The sequence below is a fragment of the Euzebya pacifica genome (genome assembly GCF_003344865.1).
GTDB lineage: Bacteria > Actinomycetota > Nitriliruptoria > Euzebyales > Euzebyaceae > Euzebya > Euzebya pacifica.
In genome coordinates this window covers 3,246,341-3,268,863 of record NZ_CP031165.1, presented here as the reverse complement: position 1 = coordinate 3,268,863, position 22,523 = coordinate 3,246,341, and the positions used below count along the sequence as shown (strand labels likewise).

Below are 22,523 nucleotides of genomic sequence, written 5' to 3'. Positions count from 1 at the left end.
TGCCTGACGCCGCGCGGCGGATCCTGACACGCCGGGCATGCTGGGTGGGCGATGTCGATGATCTCCCCATGGGGTGGCGGCGGCCGGCCGATGATGCCGGGCACCGGCCGAGTACGACGTGGGCTGGATGGCCCCCGTGAGGTCGGGCTGCGCTCGGGGCTCATCGGCAGGGTGTGGCGCACGTTCGCCAGGCCCTACCGGTCCCGCCTGCTGCTGCTCATCGGGCTCATCTCCCTCGGCAGCATCCTGACCGTCGTCCCGCCGCGGATCATCGGCCTGATCGTCGACACCCTGTCCGACCCGCCGGAGGGTGCGGTCGACCGCATCACGTGGCTGGCCGTCGGGCTCGTCGGTGTCGCGGTCGTCAGCAGCCTGCTCAGCGTCGCCCAGCGCTACTTCTCCTCCTGGATCGGCGAGCAGCTGATCCACGACCTGCGGCGGTCGTTGTTCGACCACGTCCAGCGGATGCCGCTGGCGTTCTTCACCCGCACCCAGACCGGTGCGCTGATCAGCCGGCTCAACAACGACGTCGTCGGTGCCCAGTCGGCGCTGACCGGCACGTTCGGGACGTTGGCCGCCAACCTCGTGCAGGTCCTCGCCACGGTCGGGCTGATGCTGTCGTTGTCGTGGCGGCTGACGTTGATCACCCTGGCCGTGCTGCCGTTCTTCGTGCTGGCGGCCAAGGGGGTCGGCAAGCGCCTGCAGGGACTGACGCGCGAGTCGATGAACCTCAACGCCGACATGAACTCGTTCATGACCGAACGGTTCAACGTCGCGGGGGCCATGATCGTCAAGCTGTTCGGCCGACCCAACGAGGAGACCGACACGTTCGGCACCTCCGCCCGCCGGGTTGCCGACATCGGCGTGCAGACCGCCGTCATCGGCCGGCTGTTCTTCGTCGTGTTGGGGCTGATGGGGGCGCTCGGGACGGCGGCGGTGTACCTGATCGGCGGCCGCATGGCCCTGTCGGGGTCGTTCAACCCCGGCGACGTCGTGGCGTTCGGCCTGCTGGTCCAGCAGGCCTACCAGCCGCTGGCGGCCCTCTCCAACGCGCCGGTGGAGGTGCTGACCGCGCTGGTCAGCTTCGACCGGGTGTTCGAGATCCTCGACATCGCCCACCCGATCGCCGACGCCGATGACGCCGTGGTGCTCGACGACCAGGCCGGCCGGGTGGAGTTCGACGACGTCACCTTCGCCTACCCGACGGCCAACGAGTCCTCGGTGTCCTCCCTCGACTCGTGGATCGACGTCATGGACTCGCGGCCCGGCGAGACGGTCCTGCAGGGCGTGTCGTTCGTCGCCGAACCCGGCCAGACCGTCGCGCTGGTCGGTCCGAGCGGCGCCGGCAAGTCCACGATCCTCTCGCTGGTGTCACGGCTGTACGACGTGGGGGAGGGGGCCGTGCGCATCGACGGGCACGACGTCCGTGACGTCACCCTCGACAGCTTGGCGGCGACCATCGGCGTGGTCAGCCAGGACCCGCACCTGTTCCACGACACGGTCCTGTCCAACCTGCGGTTCGCCAAGCCGGACGCCACCCAGGAGCAGGTCGTCGCCGCCTGCCGGGCCGCGCGCATCCACGACGTGATCGACGCGCTGCCCGACGGCTACCAGACGGTCGTCGGCGACCGGGGCTACCGCCTGTCGGGCGGGGAGAAGCAGCGCCTCGCCATCGCCCGCGTCCTGCTGAAGGACCCGTCGATCATCGTGCTGGACGAGGCGACCAGCCACCTGGACTCCGACAACGAGGAGAAGATCCAGATCGCCCTGTCGGCGGCGCTGCGCGAACGGACCAGCCTGGTCATCGCCCATCGCCTGTCCACCATCGTGGACGCCGACCAGATCCTCGTCATCGACGACGGCCGGGTCGTGCAGCGCGGTACCCACGACCAGCTGGTCGGTGCCGAGGGCCTGTACGCCGAGCTCTACCGCACCCAGTTCGCCCGCGCCGGCAGCTGACCCGGGCACGCTCCGGAGGGTGGGTCAGGCGCCGACCAGCAGGGCGGCGCGGCGGGCGCGCAGGCGGCGTCGGAGGAGGAGGGCCGTGCCGGCGGCGAGCAGCAGGCTGAGGCCCGAGGCCCACCACAGGGCGGGGTAGCCCGCCGTGTCGACGACCAACCCGCCGAGGACCGGGCCGGCGCCCGCGCCGATGTAGACGCCGGTCTGGGTCACCCCGGTCGACGCGGCGGCCGCGGACGGGTTGTTGCGGACCACCGACAGGTTGAACAGGCCGGGCCACGCCCAGCCGAACGCGAACACCGGCAGGACGGCCACGACGTAGGCCATCGGCGTGTCCAGCGCCAGCACGATCGTGGCCAGGCCACCGACCCCGAGCAGCAGCGCCACCCGGCGGATGGGCAGCAGCCGCGGCCCGTCGGCCCAGCGGCCGTGGAGGATGCGCGAGGTGATGCCGACCGCCGACCCGCCGGTCAGCAGCAGGCCGGCCTCGCTCGGTGACAGGCCGGACTGCTCGCCGGCCGACACGAGGAACGACACGGTCGCGCCCGCCGCGGCGGCACCGAGCAGGCCCACCACGGCGTAGCCGACCAGCAGGCTCCGGGGGAGGTCGGGCCGAGGACGGGGCACCGACGACGTCGAACGGGCCGCACGGGTGCTGCCGGCGGCGGCGGGGACGGCAGCCATGGCCGCGCCGGCGACGAGGGCCGCCGCCACGTAGGCCCAGCGCCAGCCCACGGTCAACGCCAGCACGGGCACGGCCACACCACCCAGCAGGCTCGCGATCGGCATCCCGGCCTGCTTCAGCGCCATCGCCAGGCCCAGCCGACCGTCCGGCACATGACGTACCAGCAGCAGGTTGGCGGCCGGCTGCGTCAGCGCGTTGCTCGTGCCCGCCACCAGCAACGCAAGTCCCAGGTGCAACGCGCTGCCGGCCTGTGACATCGCCAACCCGGTGAGCATGCTCGTGGTCAGGCCGATCCGCATGGCCGCACCGGGGCCGAGCCGTTCGGCCAGCCGGCCCAGCAGGACCGACCCCAGGGCCGCGGAGGCGAAGAACCCGCCGATGACCAGGCCCAGCTGGGACGCGCCGAGGGAGAGGTCGTCGGCCAGCTGCACCGCGATCGCGCCGGTCATGAAGGCCGGCAGGACGCTGGAGGTGGTGCCGACGACGCCGCCGAAGAGGGCACGACGGGCGACGGAGGCGGACACGGGCACCATCATGCCTGCCGATCGCCGGGGGACGACCCGGCAGGCCTGCCCGTCAGTCGATGAGTGGGATCACCACGTCGTCGAGCCCCTCCTCCTCCGGGGGCCACTGCATGTCCAGGCCCTCGAGCACGTCGACCAGGATGTTGGCGATGACGAGGTTGCGGTACCACTTGCGGTCCGCCGGGATCACGTACCACGGCGCGTGGTCGGTGGAGGTCTCCGACAGGGCGTCCTCGAAGGCCGCGATGTAGTCCTTCCACCGCTTGCGCTCCGCCAGGTCACCGGTGGCGAACTTCCAGTGCTTCTCGGGGTTGTCGAGCCGTTCCTGCAGCCGCTCGGCCTGCTCCTCGGGGGAGATGTGCAGGAAGATCTTGACGATGGTCGTGCCCTCGTCGGCCAGCAGCCGCTCGAAGTCGCGGATGTGGCCGTAGCGCTTGCGCCACCGCTCCTCGGGGACGAGGTCGTGCACGCGCACCACCAGCACGTCCTCGTAGTGGGAGCGGTTGAAGACCGTGATCTGCCCGTCGGCCGGGACCACGGCATGGGCCCGCCACAGGTAGTCGTGGGCCAGCTCCTCCTCCGTGGGCTTCTTGAACGAGGCGACCTTCACCCCCTGCGGGTTCACGCCGTCGAAGACGTGGCGGATGGTGGAGTCCTTGCCGCCGGTGTCCATCGCCTGCAGGACGACCAGCACCCGCCGCTTCCCCTCGGCGTACAGCAGCTCCTGCAGCGCCTCCAGCCGTGCGTTGGCGGCCAGCGCCGCGGCCTTGCCCTGCTCCTTGTCCCCGTCCCAGCCGACCGTCGCCCGCGTGTCGTGGTCCGACAGGTCCAGGTCGTCGCCGGGGTCGACGCGGAACGCCTTCACGACGTCGTCGAGGTCCAGCTCGGTCAGGTCGGGGGGCGCGGTGGTGTCGTCCATGCCGCGCATCATGTCATCCCGCTGCGCAGCCACGGGAGGTCGCCGACCGGATCAGCGGAGCCCGAGCTTGCGTGCGCAGACCGGCCAGGCCTCCCAGCCCTGCAGGCGCTGCAACCGCTGGGCCCTGCGGATCTGCTCGTCGCGGGACGCCTCGTGCGGCATGCCCTCGCCGCCGACGAACCGCCACGAGTCGAGGGTGAACTGCAGGCCGCCGTAGAACCCGTTGCCGGTGTTGATCGACCAGTCGCCGCTGGACTCGCACTGGGCCAGGCGCAGCCAGACCTCGAAGGACTCCTCCGGCGGCGTCGGCTCCGGCGGGGCCGGCGGCTGCGTCGGCGTGGGGATCGGGGTCGGCGTCGGGGTCGGCGTGGGCGTCGGGGTGGGCGTCGGTGTGGGTTCCGGTCGGTGGATGTCGCGCGGCAGGACGCGCAGCACCGCCGGGGCCTCGGCGTGCAGGGGCAGGTCGACCTCGACGGTCCGTTCCGGGATCGGTGTCTCCGTCGGCTCCGGCGGCTCGGTCGGTTCGACCTCGGTGGTGACGACCTCCGTGGGCTCGTCCACGGCGACCTCGGTCCCACCCTCACCGGCGGACACGGCCACGGCAGCGATCAGGACGGTCGCGAGGCTGCTGGCGGCCAGTGCGGCGAGCGGGGTGTTGGACCACGGACGGAACCGGCGGCGACGCCGTGGCGTGGGAACCGGGTCCGGCGTCTCCTTCTTGGCCCGGTTGGGGAACGGGATCGGGCGGATGGCCGGGCGGTCGTCGTCCTCGTCGTCCCGGCGGGCAGGGGCAGGCTCGGACGTGCTGTCCGGTCGGGCCTCACCGCGGCGAGGAGCCGCGGGTCGTGGCGCCGGGGTGGGCCGGTCGGCGGCGGGCCTGCGGGGCTCCTGCTGCCAGCGGGACGGCGGGTCGGGCTCGTCGTCGAGCTCGGGCAGGCGGGGTGGCGTGGATTCCCCCGCGGCTGCACCGGAGGAACGGCCGGATCGTTGGGTCCCGTGGGTGGGTGCCGCCGACTCGGTGGCGGTGGCCTCGTCGTGCTCCCAGGGTCGTGACGGCTTGACGTCGTCGCGCTGCCACGCATCCCGCAGCTCCCCCTTGCCCTGGCGGAAGGCCTCGCGGGCAGCCTTGCAGTCCTCGCAGCCCATCGCATGGTCCACGGCGTCGGCGGCGAAGGTCATCAGGCCGTCGAGCTGGTCGCTGCAGGGCGACACGTCCGAACCGGCCGCGTCGAGCCTGGCCTTGGCCACGTGCCGGCGGACCTGCGCCGCCGAGCAGCCCATGACCTCGCCGATGGCGGCCGCGTCCATGCCCGCCCCGTCGTGCAGCAGACCGGCCGCACGCGCCTTCGGCATCTTCTTGACCACGTCGGCCAGCGGCGCTTCGGGCGCGAGACCACGGACGCGCCCACGGCGGGCGAGTCGGTCGGCGATGTCGTTGGGGGTCTGGGTCACGGCGAGGGGGAGGAACGGTGGCCGATTGCGTGGACACACACGTCCCCAGCTAGGATGCCCGTCAACGCAAGCAACGGTGCTCGCCCATTCAGGCAGGCACCGTTTTCCTGTTTTCGGCTCCGCCCTGCCGTCCGCGTGACCCCGTCCGACCCTCGAGGAGGAACATGACTGGCCTTTACGACCCCCGGTACGAACGCGACGCCTGTGGCATCGGCCTCGTCGCCAACGCCGGCGGCACCGCCAGCCGACAGATCATCGACGACGCGCTGGACGGCCTGGCCGGTGTCATGCACCGCGGTGCGGTGGCCGCCGACGGCCGCTCCGGTGACGGCGCAGGCGTGCTGATCCCGCTGCCGACCCGGTTCCTCGCCTCCGCCGCCGCGGTGGCCGACCACACCCGCCTCGGCGCCGCGATGTGCTTCCTCGACGGTCGTGACGACCAGCGTGGCGAGTCGTCCCGCGAGACGGTCCGCACGGCCGTGGAGGACGCCCTGGCCCGTTTCGGGCTGACCTTCGTCGCCTGGCGCGAGGTCCCCACCGACGATGCCGCCCTCGGGGACATCGCCCGGGCCGCCCGCCCCCACATCGAGCAGGCGATCTTCACCCGGGACGCCAGCACCGACGACGAAGCCGCCGAGCGCGCCTGCTACCTGGCCCGCAAGGCCGCCGAGACCGCCTGCCACGCCGAGGGCGTCGAGGCCTACTTCGCGTCCTGGTCGATGCGCACCATCACCTACAAGGGCATGACCGCCGCCGACCAGCTGGCGGCCTTCTACCCCGACCTGGCCAGCAACGACGTCGACGGCTGGTTCGCGATCTTCCACCAGCGGTACTCCACCAACACGATGCCGACGTGGGACCGGGCGCAGCCGTTCCGCTTCCTCTGCCACAACGGCGAGATCAACACCATCGAGGGCAACACCAACCTCATGCGGGCCCGCGTGGGCAACCTCGGTGCGGACTGGGCCGAGCTCGGCGACGCCGGCGAGGACCTGCTGCAGCCCATCATCGACGAGGCCGGTTCGGACTCCGCACGGCTGGACCAGGTCCTGGAGCTGCTGGTGCGCGGTGGCCGCTCGGCCGCCCACTCCGTGGCCATGATGGTCCCGCAGGTGTGGGAGGGTGCCCGTGACCTGCACCCCCGCGTCACCGACTTCTACCGCTACCACTCATCGCTCATCGAGCCCTGGGACGGCCCGGCCGGCTTGGTCTTCACCGACGGGCTGCGCCTCGCCGCCGCCCTGGACCGCAACGGGCTGCGTCCGCTGCGGTACTCCATCTGCGACGACGGCTTCGTCGTCGTGTCCTCCGAGGTCGGCGCGGTCCGCATCAAGGGCCACGGTTCGGTCCGACGGGACCGCCTCGGCCCCGGCCAGATGCTGGTCGTCGACCCCGCCCTCGGGGGGGTCCTCGAGAACGACCAGGTCAAGGCCGACCTCGCCCGCCGCAAGCCCTACGGCGAGTGGCTGCGCGCCCACATGACGCCCGTGGGCCCCGGCCTGCCGGTCGACGCCGCCCCCGAGGATCTCGGCGCCCGCCAGGTCGTCGCCGGCTACACCAAGGAGGAGGAGATCACGATCCTCCGCCCCATGGCGACGTCGGGCAAGGAGCCCATCTCCTCCATGGGTGACGACACCCAGATGTCGATCTTCGCCGGGCGGACCCGGACGGTCTACCAGTACCTCAAGCAGCGCTTCGCGCAGGTCACCAACCCGCCCATCGACCCGATCCGCGAGGCGGCGGTCATGTCGCTGCGGACCCTGCTCGGACCCCGTTCGCCGATCCTGAAGGAAGAGGCGGCGGCTGCCCACCTGCTGGAGCTCGAGAGCTTCGTGATGTACCCGCAGGGCCTGCAGCAGCTGGTCCTGGACCCCGACATCAGCTTCGACGTGCACGGCCTGGACACCACCTGGCCGGTGGCCGACGGGGCCGAGGGCATGGCCGAACGCCTCGTCGAGATCGGGCTGGAGGCCGCAGCCGCGGTCCGCGACGGTGCGCAGGTGCTCATCGCCTCGGACCGTTCGGTCAGCGACGAACGTGCCCCTGTGCCGATGGTCCTGGCGATCGGCGCCATCCACCACCGGCTGGTCGCCGAGCAGCTGCGCACCCGCGTGTCGCTGATCGCCGAGACCGACGATGCCCGCGACACCCACAGCTTCGCCTGCCTGCTCGGCTACGGCGCCGACGTCATCTGTCCGCGCCTGTCGCTGGAGTCGATGACCAAGCTGGCCGACGACGGTCGCATCGGCCGTGACAACCCCTCCGCCGGTGAGGTGCAGGCCAACCTGAAGCGCGCTGCCGAGGAGGGCGTGCTCAAGATCATGTCGAAGATGGGGATCTCCACCCTCGACAGCTACCGGTCCGCCCAGATCTTCGAGGGCGCGGGCCTGGCCAGGGAGGTCGTGGACACCTGCCTCACCGGGACGCCGTCCGCGCTCGGCGGGGTGGGCTTCGAGCAGCTGGCCAGCGACGTGCTCGCCCGGCACGCCGACGCCTATCCGAACCCGAAGCTGCCCTCCCATGGCCACTACAAGTACAAGAAGGGCGGGGAGTACCACGCCACCAACCCCGACGTGGTCGGCGCCCTGCACCGCACCGTCGGGCTGGAGGGCGACCCGCTGGACCTGCCCGACCCGTCGGGCAACGGCAACGGCGCCATCGCACCCGAACCCGAGCACCTCGTGGCCGAGCTGCGGGCCGCGCACCTGCTGAACCACGCCACCAAGCAGGGTCGGTGGGAGACCTACCAGACCTACGCGGACCTGGTGAACGACCGGCCGGCCACCGAACCGCGCGACCTGCTGGACTTCGTCGAGGCCGCCGAACCGATCCCGCTGGAGGAGGTCGAACCGGCCACCTCGATCACACAGCGGTTCTTCACCGGGGCGATGTCGCTCGGGGCGCTCTCGCCGGAGTCCCACGAGACGCTGGCCATGGCGATGAATATGATCGGCGGCTTCTCCAACTGTGGTGAGGGCGGTGAGGATCCGGCGCGCTTCGCGACCCGTGGCACCGCCCACGACCGCAACTCCAAGGCCAAGCAGGTCGCCTCGGGACGCTTCGGCGTCACGCCGCGCTACCTCGCCTTCGCCGACGAGCTGCAGATCAAGATGGCGCAGGGCTCCAAGCCCGGCGAAGGCGGCCAGCTGCCCAGCCACAAGGTGTCGAGCCTGATCGCACGGCTGCGGCACACCCAGCCGGGTGTAGCGCTGATCAGCCCGCCGCCGCACCACGACATCTACTCCATCGAGGACCTCGCCCAGCTGATCTACGACCTCAAGCAGATCAACCCGCATGCGGGCGTCAGCGTGAAGCTGGTGTCCTCCGCGGGGGTCGGCACGGTCGCCGCCGGCGTGGTCAAGGGCCTCGCCGACGCGGTCCAGATCTCCGGTGGCGACGGCGGCACCGGCGCCTCGCCGTTGTCGTCGATCAAGCACGCCGGCATGGCTTGGGAGCTCGGCCTCGCCGAGACCCAGCAGACGCTGGTCCGCAACTCGCTGCGCTCGCGCGTTCGCCTGCAGGTCGACGGCGGCTTCAAGACCGGCCGCGATGTCCTGATGGCGGCGCTCCTCGGTGGTGACGAGTTCGGCTTCGGCACGGCCGCGCTGCTGGCCGAGGGCTGCATCATGGTCCGCGCCTGCCACCGCGACACCTGCCCCGTGGGCGTGGCCACCCAGCGTGTGGACCTGCGCGAGAAGTACAAGGGCACCCCCGAGATGGTCGCGACGTTCATGTTGTTCGTCGCCGAGGAGGTCCGTCGTGGCCTTGCCGCCCTGGGCCTGCGCTCCCTCGACGAGGCCATCGGGCGGGTCGACCTGCTGACGGCCCGCACGTTCGACGAGGACGACCGGTCGGGCCTGCTCGACCCGTCGCCGTTGTTGTTCGACGCCCGGTCGGAGGTCAACGCCGACATCGCCGCCAGCCTCGGTGGCGAGCCGGATGCCCTGCACTACGTGGAGACCCTCCCGATCCAGGCCCCCCGTGGGCAGCTGGGCGACCGGGTCTTCGAGGACGCCTTCTCCACCCTGTGGGAGGGCGGGCTGCTGAGCCTGCGCTACGACATCCGCAACGCCGAACGCACCGTCGGGGCCCGCCTCGGCGGCGCGCTCGGCCTGGAGTTCGGCGACCGGGCACCCGAGGGCAAGGTGACGGTCCGCTTCGACGGCGAGGCCGGCCAGTCCTTCGGCGCGTTCCTGTCCGACGGTGCGGAGTTCATCCTCACCGGCGAGGCCAACGACTACGTGGGCAAGGGCATGGGCGGCGGCACGATCGTCGTCCGTCCGCCGGCCGACGACGTCGTGCACAGCGGCGGCAGCACCCCGGTGCTGGCCGGCAACACGCTGCTGTACGGCGCGACCGGTGGCGAGCTATTCATCGCCGGACGAGTCGGCGAACGGTTCGGTGTCCGCAACTCCGGCGCCAACGCCGTGGTCGAGGGCACCGGCGAGCACGCCTGTGAGTACATGACCGGCGGCACCGTGGTGATCCTCGGCCAGACCGGGTTCAACCTCGGCGCCGGCATGACCGGTGGCGAGTGCTACGTGCACGACGACTCCAGCTGGATCCTCGCCCGCATCAACTCCGCGTTGGTCGAGGCCCGACGGCTGGACACCGCGCAGCTGGACCAGGTCCGGGAGATGATCCAGCGGCACGTGGCCCTGACGGAGTCCCGTCGTGGCACCGAGCTGCTGGAGAACTGGGACGACGCCTGGCGCGGCTTCTGGCGCATCGCCCCGAAGTCGGAGCTGGCCAAGTTCGAGGCCGCCAACGAGGGCTCGGTCGGCGCCCCCGCCTGACCGGCACTGTCAGTCGACGCCCGGCCCGCCACCTGCGCGGCCGGGCGTCGCCGTGTTCAGCGGCGGTGGACCATCGTCGCCGAGGCCTGGTCGGTCGGGGTGATGATGACCTCGGCGACCTGGACGTGGCGGGGTCGGTCGGCGACCCAGACCACCGTCTCGGCGATGTCGTCGGGGGTCAGCGGGTCCAGCCCCTCGTACACGCGCGCGGCACGGTCGGCGTCGCCGTGGAACCGCACGACGGAGAACTCGGTCTCCACCAGGCCGGGGTCGACCGTCGACACCCGGACCCCGGTGCCCAGCAGGTCCATGCGCATCGACTTGGTGATCGCGCCGACCGCATGCTTGGTGGCGCAGTAGACCGCCCCGTTGGGGTAGGCCTCGTGCCCGGCGGTGGACCCGATGTTGATCACGTGACCGTTCCCACGGGCGATCATGCCGGGCAGCAACGTCCGGCTGACGGTCAGCAGGCCCTTGACGTTAGTGTCCAGCATCGCGTCCCAGTCGGCCTCGTCGCCGTCCTGGATCGGCTCGAACCCTGCGGCGAGCCCGGCGTTGTTGACCAGGACGTCGGGGGAGGGGACCTCGGCCAGCGCCGCGCGGGTGGCGTCGCGATCCCGCACGTCGAAGGTCAACGTCGTGACCTCACCGGGCAGCTCGTCGGCAAGCTCCGCCAGGCGGTCGGCGCGACGACCGGTGATCGTCAGCCGTGCGCCGGCCTCGGCGAACGCGATGGCGCAGGAGCGGCCGATGCCGCTTGTCGCGCCGGTGACCAGCACGTGGGAGTCGACGAGCACGGAGATGGGCCTCTCTGTCGGCGGATCTGTCGGCGGCGCCCCCGATCAGCGGGACCGGGGCAGGGGAGGGGCGGACCCTACCCGGTCAGGTGTGGACCAGCTCGCGTCCGCGGATCAGCCAGGCACGGCCGTTCCGGTCGACGTCCAGCGGTGGCCAGCCCCACACCTCTGCGTCGAGGTTGCCCTCCCGCACCGTCGTGGCCAGCGTGGTCGGGCTGACCTCGACCAGCACATCGGCGTTGACCAGCAGCACCCGACCGCCCGCCAGCCGCATCCGACCGGCTTCGTCGGCGAACCGGCGCCGCTGCACGACCTGCCTGGTGCGCAGGTCGATGCGGGCCAGCCACCCGGTCGCCGTCGACACCACGAGGGTGTTGCCGACGGCCGCCAGCCCCAGCACGAAGCTGCCGCCCGGGGCGACGTTGGCCACCTGCCACAGCTTGCGTCCGGAGAGGATGTCGAACGCGGCGACGTCCGGTTCGTTGCTGGACCCACCGACGTAGAGCGTGGTGCCGCTGATGTGCAGCCCGGACGCGGTCTGACCCAGCCCCAGCGGGTCGAACATCGTGTCGACCCGACCGGTGACCGGGTCGATGGTGTGCACGGCGCTGTGGTCGCGGTCGTCGGTGGTGGAAACGGCGAGGGCGTCGATCCGGTCGGCGTACACCAGGTCGATGGGACGCAGCTGGTCGTTGGGCAGCTGGGTCACCCGGCGCGGGTGATCCTCCGAGGGCGCCCAGGACCAGATCTCGGCGATCGGATAGATCGCCATGAAGGTGGTGCCGTGGACGTCGACCATCGCCTTCGGCTCCCCGGGCACGAACCGGGTGGTTGCGACGCTGGACGACCGGTCGTGGCGGGTGATCGAGAACGACCCCCCGACGTCGGTGTGGGTGTCGGTGGCCAGGACCGACTGCGGCTTCTGGGCACGGCTGACGAGCCCCAGGTCGGTCGGGGTGCGTCGTTGGACGGTGTCGTCGCCTCGATCAAAGGTCCACACGCTGCCGTCGGCGGACGCGCCGATGACCAAGGTGCCGCGGAGGAACAGCTCGCGGGTCTCCGACATGGGGACGGGCACCGCCACCCGTCGCAGGTCACCGGTCGAGGCGTCGATGCGGTACAGCGCGCCGGATGGCCTTGCCGTTGCCCACACCGTCGTCCCCTCCACCGCGACGGTGTCCACCAGCGACTCGCGGGGCAGGCGGATCACCATGGCGCCGCCCGGATCGTCGAGGTCGAACACGGCGACGGCCGGGGTGGCCAACCCGTCACCGCCGGTCCCGACGGCGACCCGTCCGTCGGACAGGACCGCCGAGCAGTAGACGATGTCGTCCTGGGCGATCGTGGGGGGCACGACGGTGCGGCCGTCACGACCGGACCGATCGGTGTGGCGCATCCACGCCTTCCCCGACTGGGCGCCGGCGAACAGGACCCGCTGGCCCACGACGGCGCAGGTGCGAGGGCGCTGGGCGGAGCTCGTGACCACGCCGAGGTCGGATGCCCGGGCGGTGCTCCGCCGCAGGCTGAACACCAATGACGGGTTGGTCGCCACGCCGAACATCAGGTCGCTGTCGTCGCTGGCGAGGTCCCAGATGTACTGGGTGTCAAGCAGCGCCCGGCCCTGTGGTGCCCCGGTCGTCATGCGCAGGACGTTGCCCTGTCCCCGTGCGCCGAACAGCCCCATCCAGACCCCGTCGGGTGCGGCCGTCGTGCCCCAGGCACCGTCGCCCCGCGCGAGTGTCTCGGTTCGTGTCAGCGTCCAGGTGTCGACGTCGATCACGGCGTAGCGGACAGGATTGAGGTTGCGGCTGACGAGCACGAGCTCGTCACCGCGCAGGGCGGCACCCGAGAGGGGGAACCCCGGCGCGGCGTTGCCTTCGGAGATCAGCGGCACGTCGCGCAGCCTATGCCGGTCAGGGGACCTCGGGGAGGACCCATCGGTCGGGGTCCGGACGGTGGTCGGGCCAGCCGATCACCTGCTCGAGCTGCGCGGACAGCCGGACGAGCGTCGCCTCGTCGGCCGGGCGGCCGATCAGCTGCACGCCCACCGGGACGCCCACATCGTCCCGGTGGACCGGCAGGGAGATCGCTGGCTGGCCGGTCACGTTGACCAGCGGACAGATCCCGATCCAGCTGGCGATCTCGGCCAGCATGCCCGCGTGGGACAGGCCGTCGAGCTCGCCGACGCGCAGCGCCGTCCGTGTGGTCACCGGTGCAAGCACGACGTCGTGGGCCTCGAAGGCCGCCACGACCGACCGGGCCAGCAGCTGCAGGCTCGTGAAGTCCCGCAGCAGCGCCGGGGCCGACATGGCCTCCCCGGCCGCCGCGAACGCGCGGTTGTGCGGTTCGAGCAGGTCGTGGGGGATGGGGTTGGCGGCCAGCGAGGCCGCCCAGACCCGCGTGAACCGCTCGGGCACGTCGGAGGGGATGGCGACCCGGACGGGCTCGACGACGTGGCCCAGCGACTCCAGGCGGGCCGCCGTTGACGACACCGCGTCCGCCACGTCGGCGTCCGGCAGCGCCCACGGCACCCGGTCGAGCAGGCCGACCCGCAGCCGGCCCGGGTCCGCGCCGACCTCGTCCACGAACGGTCGGGAGGGTGACGGCAGGTGGTAGGGGTCGCCGGGCGCGTACCCCTGGATCACGTCGAGCAGGGCGGCCGCGTCGACCACCCGGCGGCCGATCGAGCCCTGTGTGGAGTACCCCATGACCTGGTCGCCGAACAGCGGTGCGTGGCTGACGCGGCCGCGGGAGGGCTTGAGGCCGACGACGCCGCAGCAGGCCGCCGGGATGCGGAGGGAGCCCCCACCGTCGGACCCGTGGGCGGCGGCGAGGTACCCGGCGGCGACCGCAGCAGCCGCCCCACCGCTGGAACCCCCGGGAGTCCGGTCGGGTGCCCACGGGTTGCGTGCCGGGCCGTGCAGGGTCGATTCGGTCCACGGCAGGCTGCCGAGCTCGGGCACGTTGGTCTTGCCGACCACGACGAAGCCCGCGTCGCGCATCCGGGTGACGGTGTGGTCGTCGAAGGGCGGCTGGAACGCGGCCATCGACGACGTGCCGAACGTCGTCGGCAGCCCGCGGGCGTTGGAGAGGTCCTTCACCAGCATCGGGACACCGGCGTACGGCGGCAGCGGGGCACCCTCGACGACCTGCTGGTCGATGGCGTCGGCGGTTGCCAGCGCGCCCTCGTGGTCGGTCGCCACCACGGCGTTGAGGACGTCGTCGTGGGCGTCAATGGCCGCCAGCGTGTCGAGCACGGCTTCGCGGGCCGAGACCGACCGCCCGGCGATGGCGGCTGCCAGCTCGGGCACGGACAGGTCGGCAGGGCGCATGGGCGCGCAGCGTAGAGGCATCCCGGCGGCCGGTTAGGATCGGCGGCCCATGAGCGACCTGCAGATGTTCACCAGCCCCAAGCACAAGGTGGGCCGCAAGGCCGAACGCTTCTTCAAGGAACGTGGCCTGAAGTTCCACGCCGTCGACGTGCGCCAGAAGCCCCCGTCACCGGGCGAGCTGAAGAAGTGGGTGCAGAAGTTCGGGGTCGATGCGGTCCTCGACAAGACGTCGAAGACCTACACCGAGGGTGGCCTTCGCTACTTCTCCGCCGGCCCCGACGACTGGGTCGAGCGCATGTGCCGCGAACCCGAGGTGCTGAACCTGCCGCTCGTCCGCTGCGGCAAGGACCTCGCGGTGGGCGATGACCCGGAGGCGTGGGCCCGGTTCGTGACGGCGATCAAGGGCTGAGCGCCCGCCAGCCCATGCGGTCAGAGGTGGTCGAGGACCTCCAGCAGGCCATCGACGACCCCATCGGCGCGGCCGTCGGCCTGCGGACCCAGCAGCCCCCACGGGCCGCGGCGCAGGTGCACGGTGCGCAGGCCGGCTGCCGATGCCGCCACGACGTCGTTGTCCACACGGTCGCCGACGTAGGTGACCCGGTCGGCAGGCACGCCACCCATCGCCTCGAGCGCCGCGGCGAAGAACGCCGGATCGGGCTTGCTGACGCCGAGTTCGTCGGACATGGCCATGACATCGGGCGCGACGCCGATCGCGCGCAGCTCCGCCGTCCGGCTGGGCGGCTGGTTGCCGATGACGGCAACCCCCAGGCCGGCGTCACGGTAGGCCGCCAGGGCCGGGAGGGCGTCGGGGTAGAGGTCCTCGGCACGGAACCCCCCGTAGGCGGCGTCCTTCTCCTCCAACCGATCGTGCCAGGAGGGGTCGATCCGCGTCAGCGCCGTGTCGTAGGACCGACCGGCGGCGATCTCCACACCCATCGTGGCCATCAACACCAACGGGGTCACGCCCAGCACGGTCGCCCACGTCGACCACACCCGGGTCTCGTCGATCAGCGTCTCGCCGATGTCGAGGCAGACCCAGCGGTCAGCGGTCAACGCCCGCTCCACCCAGGAACAGCTCGGTGACCAGGTCCAGCGCGTCGGGAAGCGGCCGTGCATCGGGCCGTTCGGCCCATCCGACGACGTTGTCCAGCCACAGGTTGGTCAGGGCCATCGACAGCCGACGGGACGTCATGTCGGCGCGGATCGTCCCGGCGGCCTGACCGCGCTCGACGATCGGCATGATCTTGGCGCCCAGGGTTGCCCGGTCGTCCAGCACCCGCATCCAGTCCGCGGAGTTGCCGACCACCTCGCGGACCATCCGTCCGCGAAGGGCTCGGGGCCCGTTCATCATCTGCTCGGCCAGCCGCTGGCCGAGCAGCTGCAGCGCCGCAGGGGCGTCGTCGGGAAGGGTGTCGGTGTCGACGTCCTCCATCAGCTCGGCAGCCCACTCCAGCAGCACGTCCTGCTTGCGCTGGAAGTGCACGTAGAAGGTGCCCTTGGCGACAGTGGCGGCCGCGGTGATCTCGTCCACCGACGTGCCCTCCACCCCCTTGGCCTCGAACAGCGCCAGGGCGGCCTTGACGAGGGCACGGCGCGTGGCCATGCCGCGACCGGTTCGCACGGGGGTCACGTCGGATTCAGGCACGGTGCACGGTTCTGGTCGTCGGGCTCACGAGGGGCAGCGTACGTGACGGTCCCTCAACCGTCGTCCGGGCGTTGCACGGCCGGCGCCAGCGCCTCGGCCAGCACCGAGGCCATCGCCTGCCCGACGTCGGCGTGGATCGGCCACGACCAGTGCGCCCCGTCGATGTTGAGCTCGTCCAGCCGGTGGCGGGTCAGTGCGGCCAGGTCGACGACGGGCACGTTGCGCTCGGCCGCCAGCCGGACGTACAGGGCGTGGACCTCCTCGTGATGGGTCCGCACGCCGCCGTAGTAGGTCGTCCGGTGATCCGCGGGCAGGACGGCCACCAGCGGCACGTCCTGCCCGGCGAACAGCCTGATCGCATCCACCGACTTGCCCCAGCAGTGGGCGATGACGTCGGGCGGGGTGAACCGGAAGTGCCCGCGCGTCGCCCTGACCAGGGTGGGGTGGACGTGGTCGATGCGGCGGCGGACCTCACGCCGCAGGGACGTCGGACGCAGGTAGGGCAGCGCCATCATCACCCAGCGGGGCACCCCGACGCTCAGCTGGTCCGCCGAGCCCATGCCCAGCACCACGGCATCGGCATCCATCAGCAGCTGCTGCTGCAGGTGCACGTCCTTCTGCAGCGCAAGCCACAGCTCGCGCACGCCCCAACCGGCCCTCGCCCAGACGTCGACAGCCCACTCGCGCCCCGTCGACTGGCCGAGTGACTCGCCGAGGACGTTGGGGTACACCCGAGGGTCACGGAGCGGCACAGGCCCCTCCGGACCGTGGAACGACAGGGAGTCCCCGAGGACCACGAGCCGCCCGAAATCGCGCGAGATGCTTGCAAGACGGGCTGTCGGCGGGCAACGTAGCCCCTCGACTCGACCGGCTCGACTGCCAGACGGGCCCGAATCCAGAGCCATCAGCTGTCGCCTCCGCGACACCGACTGTCGCCTCCGCGACACCGACCAGACCCCAACGCGAGGGAATTCACCATGAACAAGTCAGAACTCATCGCTGCCGCTGCCGACGACGCGGAGATGTCGAAGGCCGAGATGAGCAAGGCCCTCGACGCCATCGTCGGGACCATCCGCTCCGCCGTCGCCTCCGGCGACAAGGTCTCCGTGACCGACTTCGGCGCCTTCGACGTGCGCGAGAACGCTGCCCGCAAGGGCCGCAACCCCGCCACCGGCGAGCCGATGGACATCAAGGCGTCCAAGACCCCGCGGTTCAAGGCCGCCAAGGGCTTCAAGGACGCCGTCAACTAGACGTCCCCAGTACCGCATCGACGCCGCCCCTCGGGGCGGCGTCGTGCTTTTGCGCTCGCCCCTGGGTCATCCCTGCAGGCCCAGGCGCCGGACCAGCTGCTCGGGCTCCATCACCAGGCCGGTGACGAACGGGCCGAAGTCGGCGTAGGTCGCCGAGGCCTCGTCGAACCGCATCTCGTAGACGATCTCCTTGAGGGTGGCGGGGTCGTCGGTGAACAGGGTCACGCCCCACTCCCAGTCGTCCAGCCCCGTCGAGCCGGTGATGAGCTGCAGCACGCGACCGCGGTAGGACCGGCCGACCTTGGCGTGGCCGGCCATGATCGCCTTGCGCTCCTCGAAGGGGAGGGCGAACCAGTTGGCGCCCACCTCGCGCTTCTTCGACATCGGGTAGAAGCCGATGACCTTCTTGCGCGGCAGGTCGGGGTACAGGCGGTGCTGCGTGTAGGTGGCCATGCGCTCGTCGAAGGCCTTCAACGCGTCCTCGAGCTCCGAGGAGTCCGCGGCCATGCCCTCGGCGTCGATCAGGCGGGCCCGCTCGTCGTCACGGGTGGAGGTGTACTCGCTGCCCTCGGTCAGGCTCACGTAGCTGGCGGCAGGGGCCAGGCCCGCGCCGAGGGGGGTGTTGACGAGCTCCGTGGCGAAGGCGTCGAGGACGTCGAGGTCGGGGCCCAGCAGCATCAGGCCGAGGTCGGCTTTCTGCCCCAGGACGCTGAACGGGATGACCTGGTAGTCCTCGCGCCCGTCCAGCTCCTTCACCCGCTGGATGAAGTCGCCGGCGGCGTGCACCGGGTCCTCGAGCATGGCGCGGCGGAAGTGGAAGAAGAGGTGGAGGACGCCCCACCCCTCGCTGGGTACGGTCGGCATGTCTGGCGGTCCTTCGGGGTCGTGTGCACAGCGGTCGAGGTCGGGGGCCAAGCCTATGTCCTGCCCCGAGTACGGCACACTCGGGCACCGTGCCCGCCCACGCCCTGCCCCTCGACCCCGCCCACCCCATCGACCCCTCGGCTGTCGGCGTCCTCGACCGTCCCGGTCCCGCCGATGCCGGCCCGCCGGTCGTGCTGCTGCACGGCTGGACCGGCTCCAAGGAGGACTTCTCGGCCGTCGTCGACGCGCTGTCGGCCGACCGTCGCGTGCTCGTGCCCGACCTGCCGGGCCACGGCGACACCCCGGCGATCGGCGGTGAGTCGGCCCAGGCAATCGGACGCGTCGCCGCATGGGTGCTGGCCTGGCTGGATGCCGTCGGCGTCGGTGACGTCCACGTCGTCGGCCACAGCCTCGGCGGGCTGCTGGCCCAGCGGGTGGCCTTCCTCGCGGCCCACCGGGTGACCTCCCTGGGGCTGATCGGCACGGGCCTCGGCGCGCCGGGCGAGGCCACGGTCGACCGGGCCGTGCGGGTCGCCACGACCGCACGGGAGGACGGGATGGCTGCCGCATGGCGCACGGTCACCGGCGGCGTCGACGTCGTCGAGGACGACCCCCGTGGCGACTTCGTGCGCAACCGGTTCCTGTCCCTGGCGCCGGCCACGCTGATCGGCGGGGCACGGGCGCTGATCTCCGCCGCGCCGCTGGGCGCGTTCCTCCGGGGCATCGACGTGCCGGTGCTGGTGTGCCACGGCGACGGTGACGACTCCTGGTTGCCCCACGAACAACGGCTCCTCGCCCGCACCATCCGGGGTGCGCAGTACGTTGTGATCCCCGACGCCCTGCACTCCCCAGCGGTGGAGAATCCACAGGGCCTGCTGGACGTGCTGCAGCCGTTCCTGGCCGCCGCCGACGTCCGCTAGACCGACTCGAGCGGACCCGAGACCGCCCCCACCATCGGAGGACCCCGTGGCCAAGCAGTGCCCCAAGTGCCCCCTCAAGTTCGACCTCGCGCCGATGCTGGCCGACCACCTGCGGACCGACCACGGGTTCGATCCCGAGACCCTCGCCCACCTGCAGCCCGAGTCCGTGCGGATCGGCATGGTCGACGCCCGCAAGGACGCACGCGCGAAGGCGAAGGCGAAGTCCGACGACGCCGGGGACTCGCGGTGATTCCCCGGTCGCTGCGTTGCGTCGCGGTCAAGGCTGCACGGGAGGGCATCGACCGGCTTCCGGTGACCACCCGCGAGCTGGCGCTGTCGCTGGCGACCCGCGCCGACCACGGGCCGACGATGCTCCCCGGGCCACCCGAGGGCCCCGTGCTGGTCGTCGCCCCTCACCCCGACGACGAGGCCATCGGCCCCGGGGCGACGATCGCCCGCCACGTGGACGCCGGCCACGACGTCACCGTGCTGGTCGTGACCAGCGGTGGGGCGACCGCCGGCGGCGGCGACGACGTCCTGGCGGTCCGCGAGGCGGAGAGCCGACGGGCGCTGGCCCACCTCGGTGTCGGCCCCGACCGCATCGTCTTCGGTGGCCTGACCGACGGCAACCTGCCCGCCGAACGCGACGCCGTCGCCGACCTGATCAGCCGGCACGCCGACGGCGTGGCCAGCGTCTACGTGCCCTCCCTGCTGGACCCGCACCCCGACCACCACGCCGTGGCGCTCGCGGCCGGGCTGGCCGACCTCGCCGCGGGCACCGACGTGTACGGCTACGAGGTGTGGGCGGCCGGGCCGGTCGACGTGCTCGTCGACGTCACGGCGGTCTTCGCCCGCAAGCAGGCAGCCCTGGGCGAGTACGACGTCGCCCTGGAAACCGTCGACTACGTGCGCTCCGCATCGGGTCTCGCGGCCTACCGCAGCGCGACCGGCGGGCTGGGCGGGCGCGGGTTCGCGGAGGGTTTCGTGGCCATGCCCGCCGCCGAGTACGCCGCGTTGGTGGGTCGCCTCATCAGCTGAGGCCGGTCGGCAGGAATCGGACCTGCCGACGTCGAACGTCACGGGCATGCGCACCCGTCTGCTCACCCTCCTCCTTGCCTCCGTTGCGCTCGTCGCGATGGTGGCCACCTCCGCTCCGGCCCTGACGGCCGGCCTCTCGTCGGATGCTTCCGGCGCCGAGCAGGTCACCCTGCGGGAGGACGGTGAGTGGACCGAGCACTACTTCCCGGCCGGTGACGGCGTCACGATGCTGCACGCCGACGTCATCCGCCCCAAGGGCTACGACCTGACCGACGCACAGCCCACGCCGGTCATCCTCACCGTCAGCCCCTACACCAACCACAACGGGTCCACGACCGACCTGGACCTGAACGGCGTCGGCCCCAACCCGCGCTTCTTCGACTTCCTCGACCGCAGCCAGGCCCTCGACCCCGATCGTGACGGCGGCGCCTACACCTACGTCGCCGTCGACCTGCCCGGCGACGGCGGTTCCGGTGGGTGCAACGACTGGGGCGGCCTCCGCGAGCAGGACGCCGTCCGTGCGGCTGTGGAGTGGGCGGCGAGCCAGGACTGGTCGACCGGCAAGGTCGGGATGCTCGGCAAGTCCTACGACGGCTGGACCGGCCTGATGGGCATCGCCCAGCAGCCGAGGGGCCTCGCGGCCGTCGCGTCGCTGGAGCCGGTCTACTCCGGGTACCGCTACATCTACAACAACTCCATCCACCGCTCCTCGACCGTGGCCACCATCGGCCTGTTCCAGGTCATCGACGCCAAGCCCGGCCGTCCCGGCGACGAGCCGCAGTACCTGGTCAACTCCGCGCCGCAGGCGTGGTGCTACGGCGTCAACCTGGCCGGCTCCAACGCCGACCTCCACGAGAACGGCCCGTACTGGGAGGAGCGCAACCTGCTGCTGACCACCATCGGCCGCACCACCCCGCTGTTCCTCACCCAGGGCTTCCTGGAGACCAACACCCTCTCCGACGCGGCGTTCCAGTACTACAACGGCCTGGCGGGCAGCCAGAACCGCGCCTGGTACGGCCAGTTCGACCACGTCCGCGGCTGGGAGCAGCAGAACGAGGCGGCGCAGGAGGGTGACTACCTGACCGGCCGCGACACGTTCATGGACGAGCTGATGCGCTTCTTCGACCTGCACCTCAAGGACATCACCCCCGACGTCGACGACGCCCCGATCGTCGTGCAGGACATCCGTGGCCGCTACCGCGACGAGGCCCAGTGGCCGCCCGCGGACATGCGGTCCTACACCACCAGCCTCAACGCCGGCAGCTACACCGACAACGGGTCCGGCAACCTGCTGACCGCGCCCGCCGACGGCATCTGGACGGTCTCCGAGCCGCTGGCCCACGACGTGTGGTTCGCCGGTGAGCCGAGCGTGACCGTGCGCGTCGACGGTGACACCCTGCCGACCGCCAACCTCGCCGTGGGCGTCTACGAGATCACCAGCGACAACCAGGCCTACATGATCTCCCGCGGCGTGACGCTGCTCCACGGCACGGGGGCGCGCAACGTCTCGCTGCAGATGATGGGGCAGGACTGGCCGATCCCCGCGGGCAGCCGCATCGGCGTCGTGGTCACTGACGCCGACACCAGCCAGTTCACCCACGTCGCCAGCCGGACCACCGTGGACGTGCTGTCGGCCGACATCCGCCTGCCGTTCCTCACCGAGGACCGCACCGAGTTCGGCCCGGGCGACTCGACGGCCCGCCTCGAGCAGTACATGGGCCAGACCGGCCGGCCGCTCGCGGTCCAGCCGGGCATGGTGACCGACTTCACCCTGCCGGGTCCCCTGCAGTAGCCGGGGGACCGTCGGGCGCGGTCAGTCCCGGGTGATCTCGCGGGCGGCGAGGACGCCCACCGCCGCCGCCCCTGCGGCCACCGCTGCGCCACCGACCCGGGCGGCGGTGCGCAGCCCGGGGGAGGAGGCGAACGCCACGACGTCCATCGCATCGGCCAGCGCGCCGGCTTCGACCCAGCCACGCATGCGGCCCGGCGCCCGACGTCCTGCCATGAAGACCCCGACTCCCAGCGCGATGTCGCGGGCCCCGGCGAGGCGCCATCCGTCCACACCCTCCGGCGGCAGCTGTCCCGACCGGAAGGCGGCGCCGCCGACCGTGGGCCTGGCGAAGGCGGTCACGCCGATGGCGATGCGCCCGGCGGCGATCAGGCGGGAGATGGTCAGGGGATCGATGGGCAGCTGCATGGCGCAACCTTTACCACGCCCGAACCCCGGGGTGGGAGTCGGATCCGGCCGGACATGGCACGCTTGGAGCATCGTGGAACCCACAGATCAGCCGTCCAGCCAGCCTCCCGTCCCCGTGGGCCCGCCAGTCGGCACCGGCGGGGCC

At 71.9% G+C, this 22,523-nt stretch carries 19 protein-coding genes; 8 read left to right on the top strand and 11 right to left on the bottom strand.

Annotated elements, in window-relative coordinates; all coding sequences use genetic code 11:
• Positions 1–51 precede the first annotated feature (51 nt).
• Positions 52–1,959 (top strand): ABC transporter ATP-binding protein, encoded by a 1,908-nt coding sequence (locus tag DVS28_RS13955; protein WP_216826034.1) that lies wholly within the window; start codon positions 52–54, stop codon positions 1,957–1,959.
• A 24-nt stretch (positions 1,960–1,983) separates the two neighbouring features.
• Here DVS28_RS13955 and DVS28_RS13950 read toward each other — a convergent pair whose 3' ends face one another.
• The 3 genes from DVS28_RS13950 to DVS28_RS29980 are packed head-to-tail and all read right to left on the bottom strand — an operon-like array spanning position 1,984 to position 5,539.
• Positions 1,984–3,168, bottom strand: coding sequence for an MFS transporter (locus DVS28_RS13950; protein WP_164710528.1), 1,185 nt, complete (start codon positions 3,166–3,168; stop codon positions 1,984–1,986).
• A gap of 52 nt (positions 3,169–3,220) precedes the next feature.
• Positions 3,221–4,087: a polyphosphate kinase 2 family protein gene (locus tag DVS28_RS13945; protein WP_174236207.1), complete on the bottom strand. Its 867-nt coding sequence runs from the start codon at positions 4,085–4,087 to the stop codon at positions 3,221–3,223.
• Between the two features lie 51 nt (positions 4,088–4,138).
• On the bottom strand, positions 4,139–5,539 hold the full coding sequence (locus DVS28_RS29980) for a transglycosylase family protein (RefSeq protein ID WP_281273472.1): 1,401 nt from the start codon (positions 5,537–5,539) through the stop codon (positions 4,139–4,141).
• A gap of 164 nt (positions 5,540–5,703) precedes the next feature.
• Here DVS28_RS29980 and DVS28_RS13935 point away from each other — a divergent pair, with 164 nt between their 5' ends.
• Positions 5,704–10,335 (top strand): glutamate synthase-related protein, encoded by a 4,632-nt coding sequence (locus tag DVS28_RS13935; protein WP_114591989.1) that lies wholly within the window; start codon positions 5,704–5,706, stop codon positions 10,333–10,335.
• A gap of 56 nt (positions 10,336–10,391) precedes the next feature.
• Here the strand turns inward: DVS28_RS13935 and DVS28_RS13930 are convergent, their stop codons facing one another.
• The 3 genes from DVS28_RS13930 to DVS28_RS13920 form a co-directional block, all read right to left on the bottom strand.
• The gene (locus DVS28_RS13930; protein WP_216826033.1) at positions 10,392–11,132 is read right to left on the bottom strand and encodes an SDR family NAD(P)-dependent oxidoreductase; all 741 of its coding nucleotides are present in this window, start codon (positions 11,130–11,132) and stop codon (positions 10,392–10,394) included.
• 85 nt (positions 11,133–11,217) lie between these two features.
• Complete coding sequence (locus DVS28_RS13925; RefSeq protein WP_114591987.1) at positions 11,218–13,026, bottom strand: NHL repeat-containing protein; 1,809 nt, start codon at positions 13,024–13,026, stop codon at positions 11,218–11,220.
• Between the two features lie 19 nt (positions 13,027–13,045).
• Complete coding sequence (locus tag DVS28_RS13920; RefSeq protein ID WP_164710527.1) at positions 13,046–14,464, bottom strand: amidase; 1,419 nt, start codon at positions 14,462–14,464, stop codon at positions 13,046–13,048.
• 49 nt (positions 14,465–14,513) lie between these two features.
• On the opposite strand from DVS28_RS13920, the gene DVS28_RS13915 reads away from it, so the two are divergent.
• Positions 14,514–14,873, top strand: coding sequence for an arsenate reductase family protein (locus DVS28_RS13915; RefSeq protein ID WP_114591985.1), 360 nt, complete (start codon positions 14,514–14,516; stop codon positions 14,871–14,873).
• Positions 14,874–14,893: 20 nt separating this feature from the next.
• Here the strand turns inward: DVS28_RS13915 and DVS28_RS13910 are convergent, their stop codons facing one another.
• The 3 genes from DVS28_RS13910 to DVS28_RS13900 all read right to left on the bottom strand — a co-directional run bounded on the left by DVS28_RS13910 (position 14,894) and on the right by DVS28_RS13900 (position 17,014).
• A complete protein-coding gene (locus tag DVS28_RS13910; RefSeq protein ID WP_164710526.1) occupies positions 14,894–15,517 on the bottom strand; it encodes an HAD family hydrolase in 624 nt (207 codons plus the stop codon).
• Entirely contained in the window at positions 15,507–16,067 is a 561-nt protein-coding gene (locus tag DVS28_RS13905; RefSeq protein WP_216826032.1) for a TetR/AcrR family transcriptional regulator, read from the bottom strand. The genes DVS28_RS13910 and DVS28_RS13905 overlap by 11 nt, the downstream gene beginning before the upstream one ends.
• Before the next feature lie 95 nt (positions 16,068–16,162).
• Positions 16,163–17,014, bottom strand: a complete 852-nt coding sequence (locus tag DVS28_RS13900) for an SGNH/GDSL hydrolase family protein (RefSeq protein ID WP_114591983.1) — start codon at positions 17,012–17,014, stop codon at positions 16,163–16,165.
• 72 nt (positions 17,015–17,086) lie between these two features.
• On the opposite strand from DVS28_RS13900, the gene DVS28_RS13895 reads away from it, so the two are divergent.
• Complete coding sequence (locus tag DVS28_RS13895) at positions 17,087–17,359, top strand: HU family DNA-binding protein (RefSeq protein ID WP_108668140.1); 273 nt, start codon at positions 17,087–17,089, stop codon at positions 17,357–17,359.
• Positions 17,360–17,425: 66 nt separating this feature from the next.
• Here DVS28_RS13895 and DVS28_RS13890 read toward each other — a convergent pair whose 3' ends face one another.
• Positions 17,426–18,223: a chlorite dismutase family protein gene (locus tag DVS28_RS13890; protein ID WP_114591982.1), complete on the bottom strand. Its 798-nt coding sequence runs from the start codon at positions 18,221–18,223 to the stop codon at positions 17,426–17,428.
• 89 nt (positions 18,224–18,312) lie between these two features.
• On the opposite strand from DVS28_RS13890, the gene DVS28_RS13885 reads away from it, so the two are divergent.
• The 4 genes from DVS28_RS13885 to DVS28_RS13870 are packed head-to-tail and all read left to right on the top strand — an operon-like array spanning position 18,313 to position 21,973.
• Complete coding sequence (locus DVS28_RS13885) at positions 18,313–19,143, top strand: alpha/beta fold hydrolase (RefSeq protein WP_164710523.1); 831 nt, start codon at positions 18,313–18,315, stop codon at positions 19,141–19,143.
• 46 nt (positions 19,144–19,189) lie between these two features.
• The gene (locus tag DVS28_RS13880; protein ID WP_114591980.1) at positions 19,190–19,393 is read left to right on the top strand and encodes a hypothetical protein; all 204 of its coding nucleotides are present in this window, start codon (positions 19,190–19,192) and stop codon (positions 19,391–19,393) included.
• Positions 19,390–20,181: a PIG-L deacetylase family protein gene (locus tag DVS28_RS13875; RefSeq protein WP_114591979.1), complete on the top strand. Its 792-nt coding sequence runs from the start codon at positions 19,390–19,392 to the stop codon at positions 20,179–20,181. The genes DVS28_RS13880 and DVS28_RS13875 overlap by 4 nt, the downstream gene beginning before the upstream one ends.
• 46 nt (positions 20,182–20,227) lie before the next feature.
• Positions 20,228–21,973: a CocE/NonD family hydrolase gene (locus tag DVS28_RS13870; RefSeq protein WP_114591978.1), complete on the top strand. Its 1,746-nt coding sequence runs from the start codon at positions 20,228–20,230 to the stop codon at positions 21,971–21,973.
• Between the two features lie 21 nt (positions 21,974–21,994).
• On the opposite strand, the gene DVS28_RS28430 is transcribed toward DVS28_RS13870, so the two are convergent.
• Positions 21,995–22,378 carry a hypothetical protein gene (locus DVS28_RS28430; protein ID WP_164710522.1) on the bottom strand — a complete coding sequence of 128 codons (384 nt, stop codon included), beginning with the start codon at positions 22,376–22,378 and terminating at the stop codon, positions 21,995–21,997.
• Positions 22,379–22,523: the final 145 nt, after the last annotated feature.

Coding starts and splice junctions, on each gene's coding strand:
- DVS28_RS13955 (WP_216826034.1), top strand. CDS start 52: ATGTCGATGATCTCCCCATGGGGTGGCGGCGGCCGGCCGATGATGCCG.
- DVS28_RS13945 (WP_174236207.1), bottom strand. CDS start 4,087: ATGGACGACACCACCGCGCCCCCCGACCTGACCGAGCTGGACCTCGAC.
- DVS28_RS13935 (WP_114591989.1), top strand. CDS start 5,704: ATGACTGGCCTTTACGACCCCCGGTACGAACGCGACGCCTGTGGCATC.
- DVS28_RS13920 (WP_164710527.1), bottom strand. CDS start 14,464: ATGCGCCCTGCCGACCTGTCCGTGCCCGAGCTGGCAGCCGCCATCGCC.
- DVS28_RS13915 (WP_114591985.1), top strand. CDS start 14,514: ATGAGCGACCTGCAGATGTTCACCAGCCCCAAGCACAAGGTGGGCCGC.
- DVS28_RS13905 (WP_216826032.1), bottom strand. CDS start 16,067: ATGGCCACGCGCCGTGCCCTCGTCAAGGCCGCCCTGGCGCTGTTCGAG.
- DVS28_RS13900 (WP_114591983.1), bottom strand. CDS start 17,014: ATGGCTCTGGATTCGGGCCCGTCTGGCAGTCGAGCCGGTCGAGTCGAG.
- DVS28_RS13895 (WP_108668140.1), top strand. CDS start 17,087: ATGAACAAGTCAGAACTCATCGCTGCCGCTGCCGACGACGCGGAGATG.
- DVS28_RS13890 (WP_114591982.1), bottom strand. CDS start 18,223: ATGCCGACCGTACCCAGCGAGGGGTGGGGCGTCCTCCACCTCTTCTTC.
- DVS28_RS13870 (WP_114591978.1), top strand. CDS start 20,228: ATGCGCACCCGTCTGCTCACCCTCCTCCTTGCCTCCGTTGCGCTCGTC.
- DVS28_RS28430 (WP_164710522.1), bottom strand. CDS start 22,378: ATGCAGCTGCCCATCGATCCCCTGACCATCTCCCGCCTGATCGCCGCC.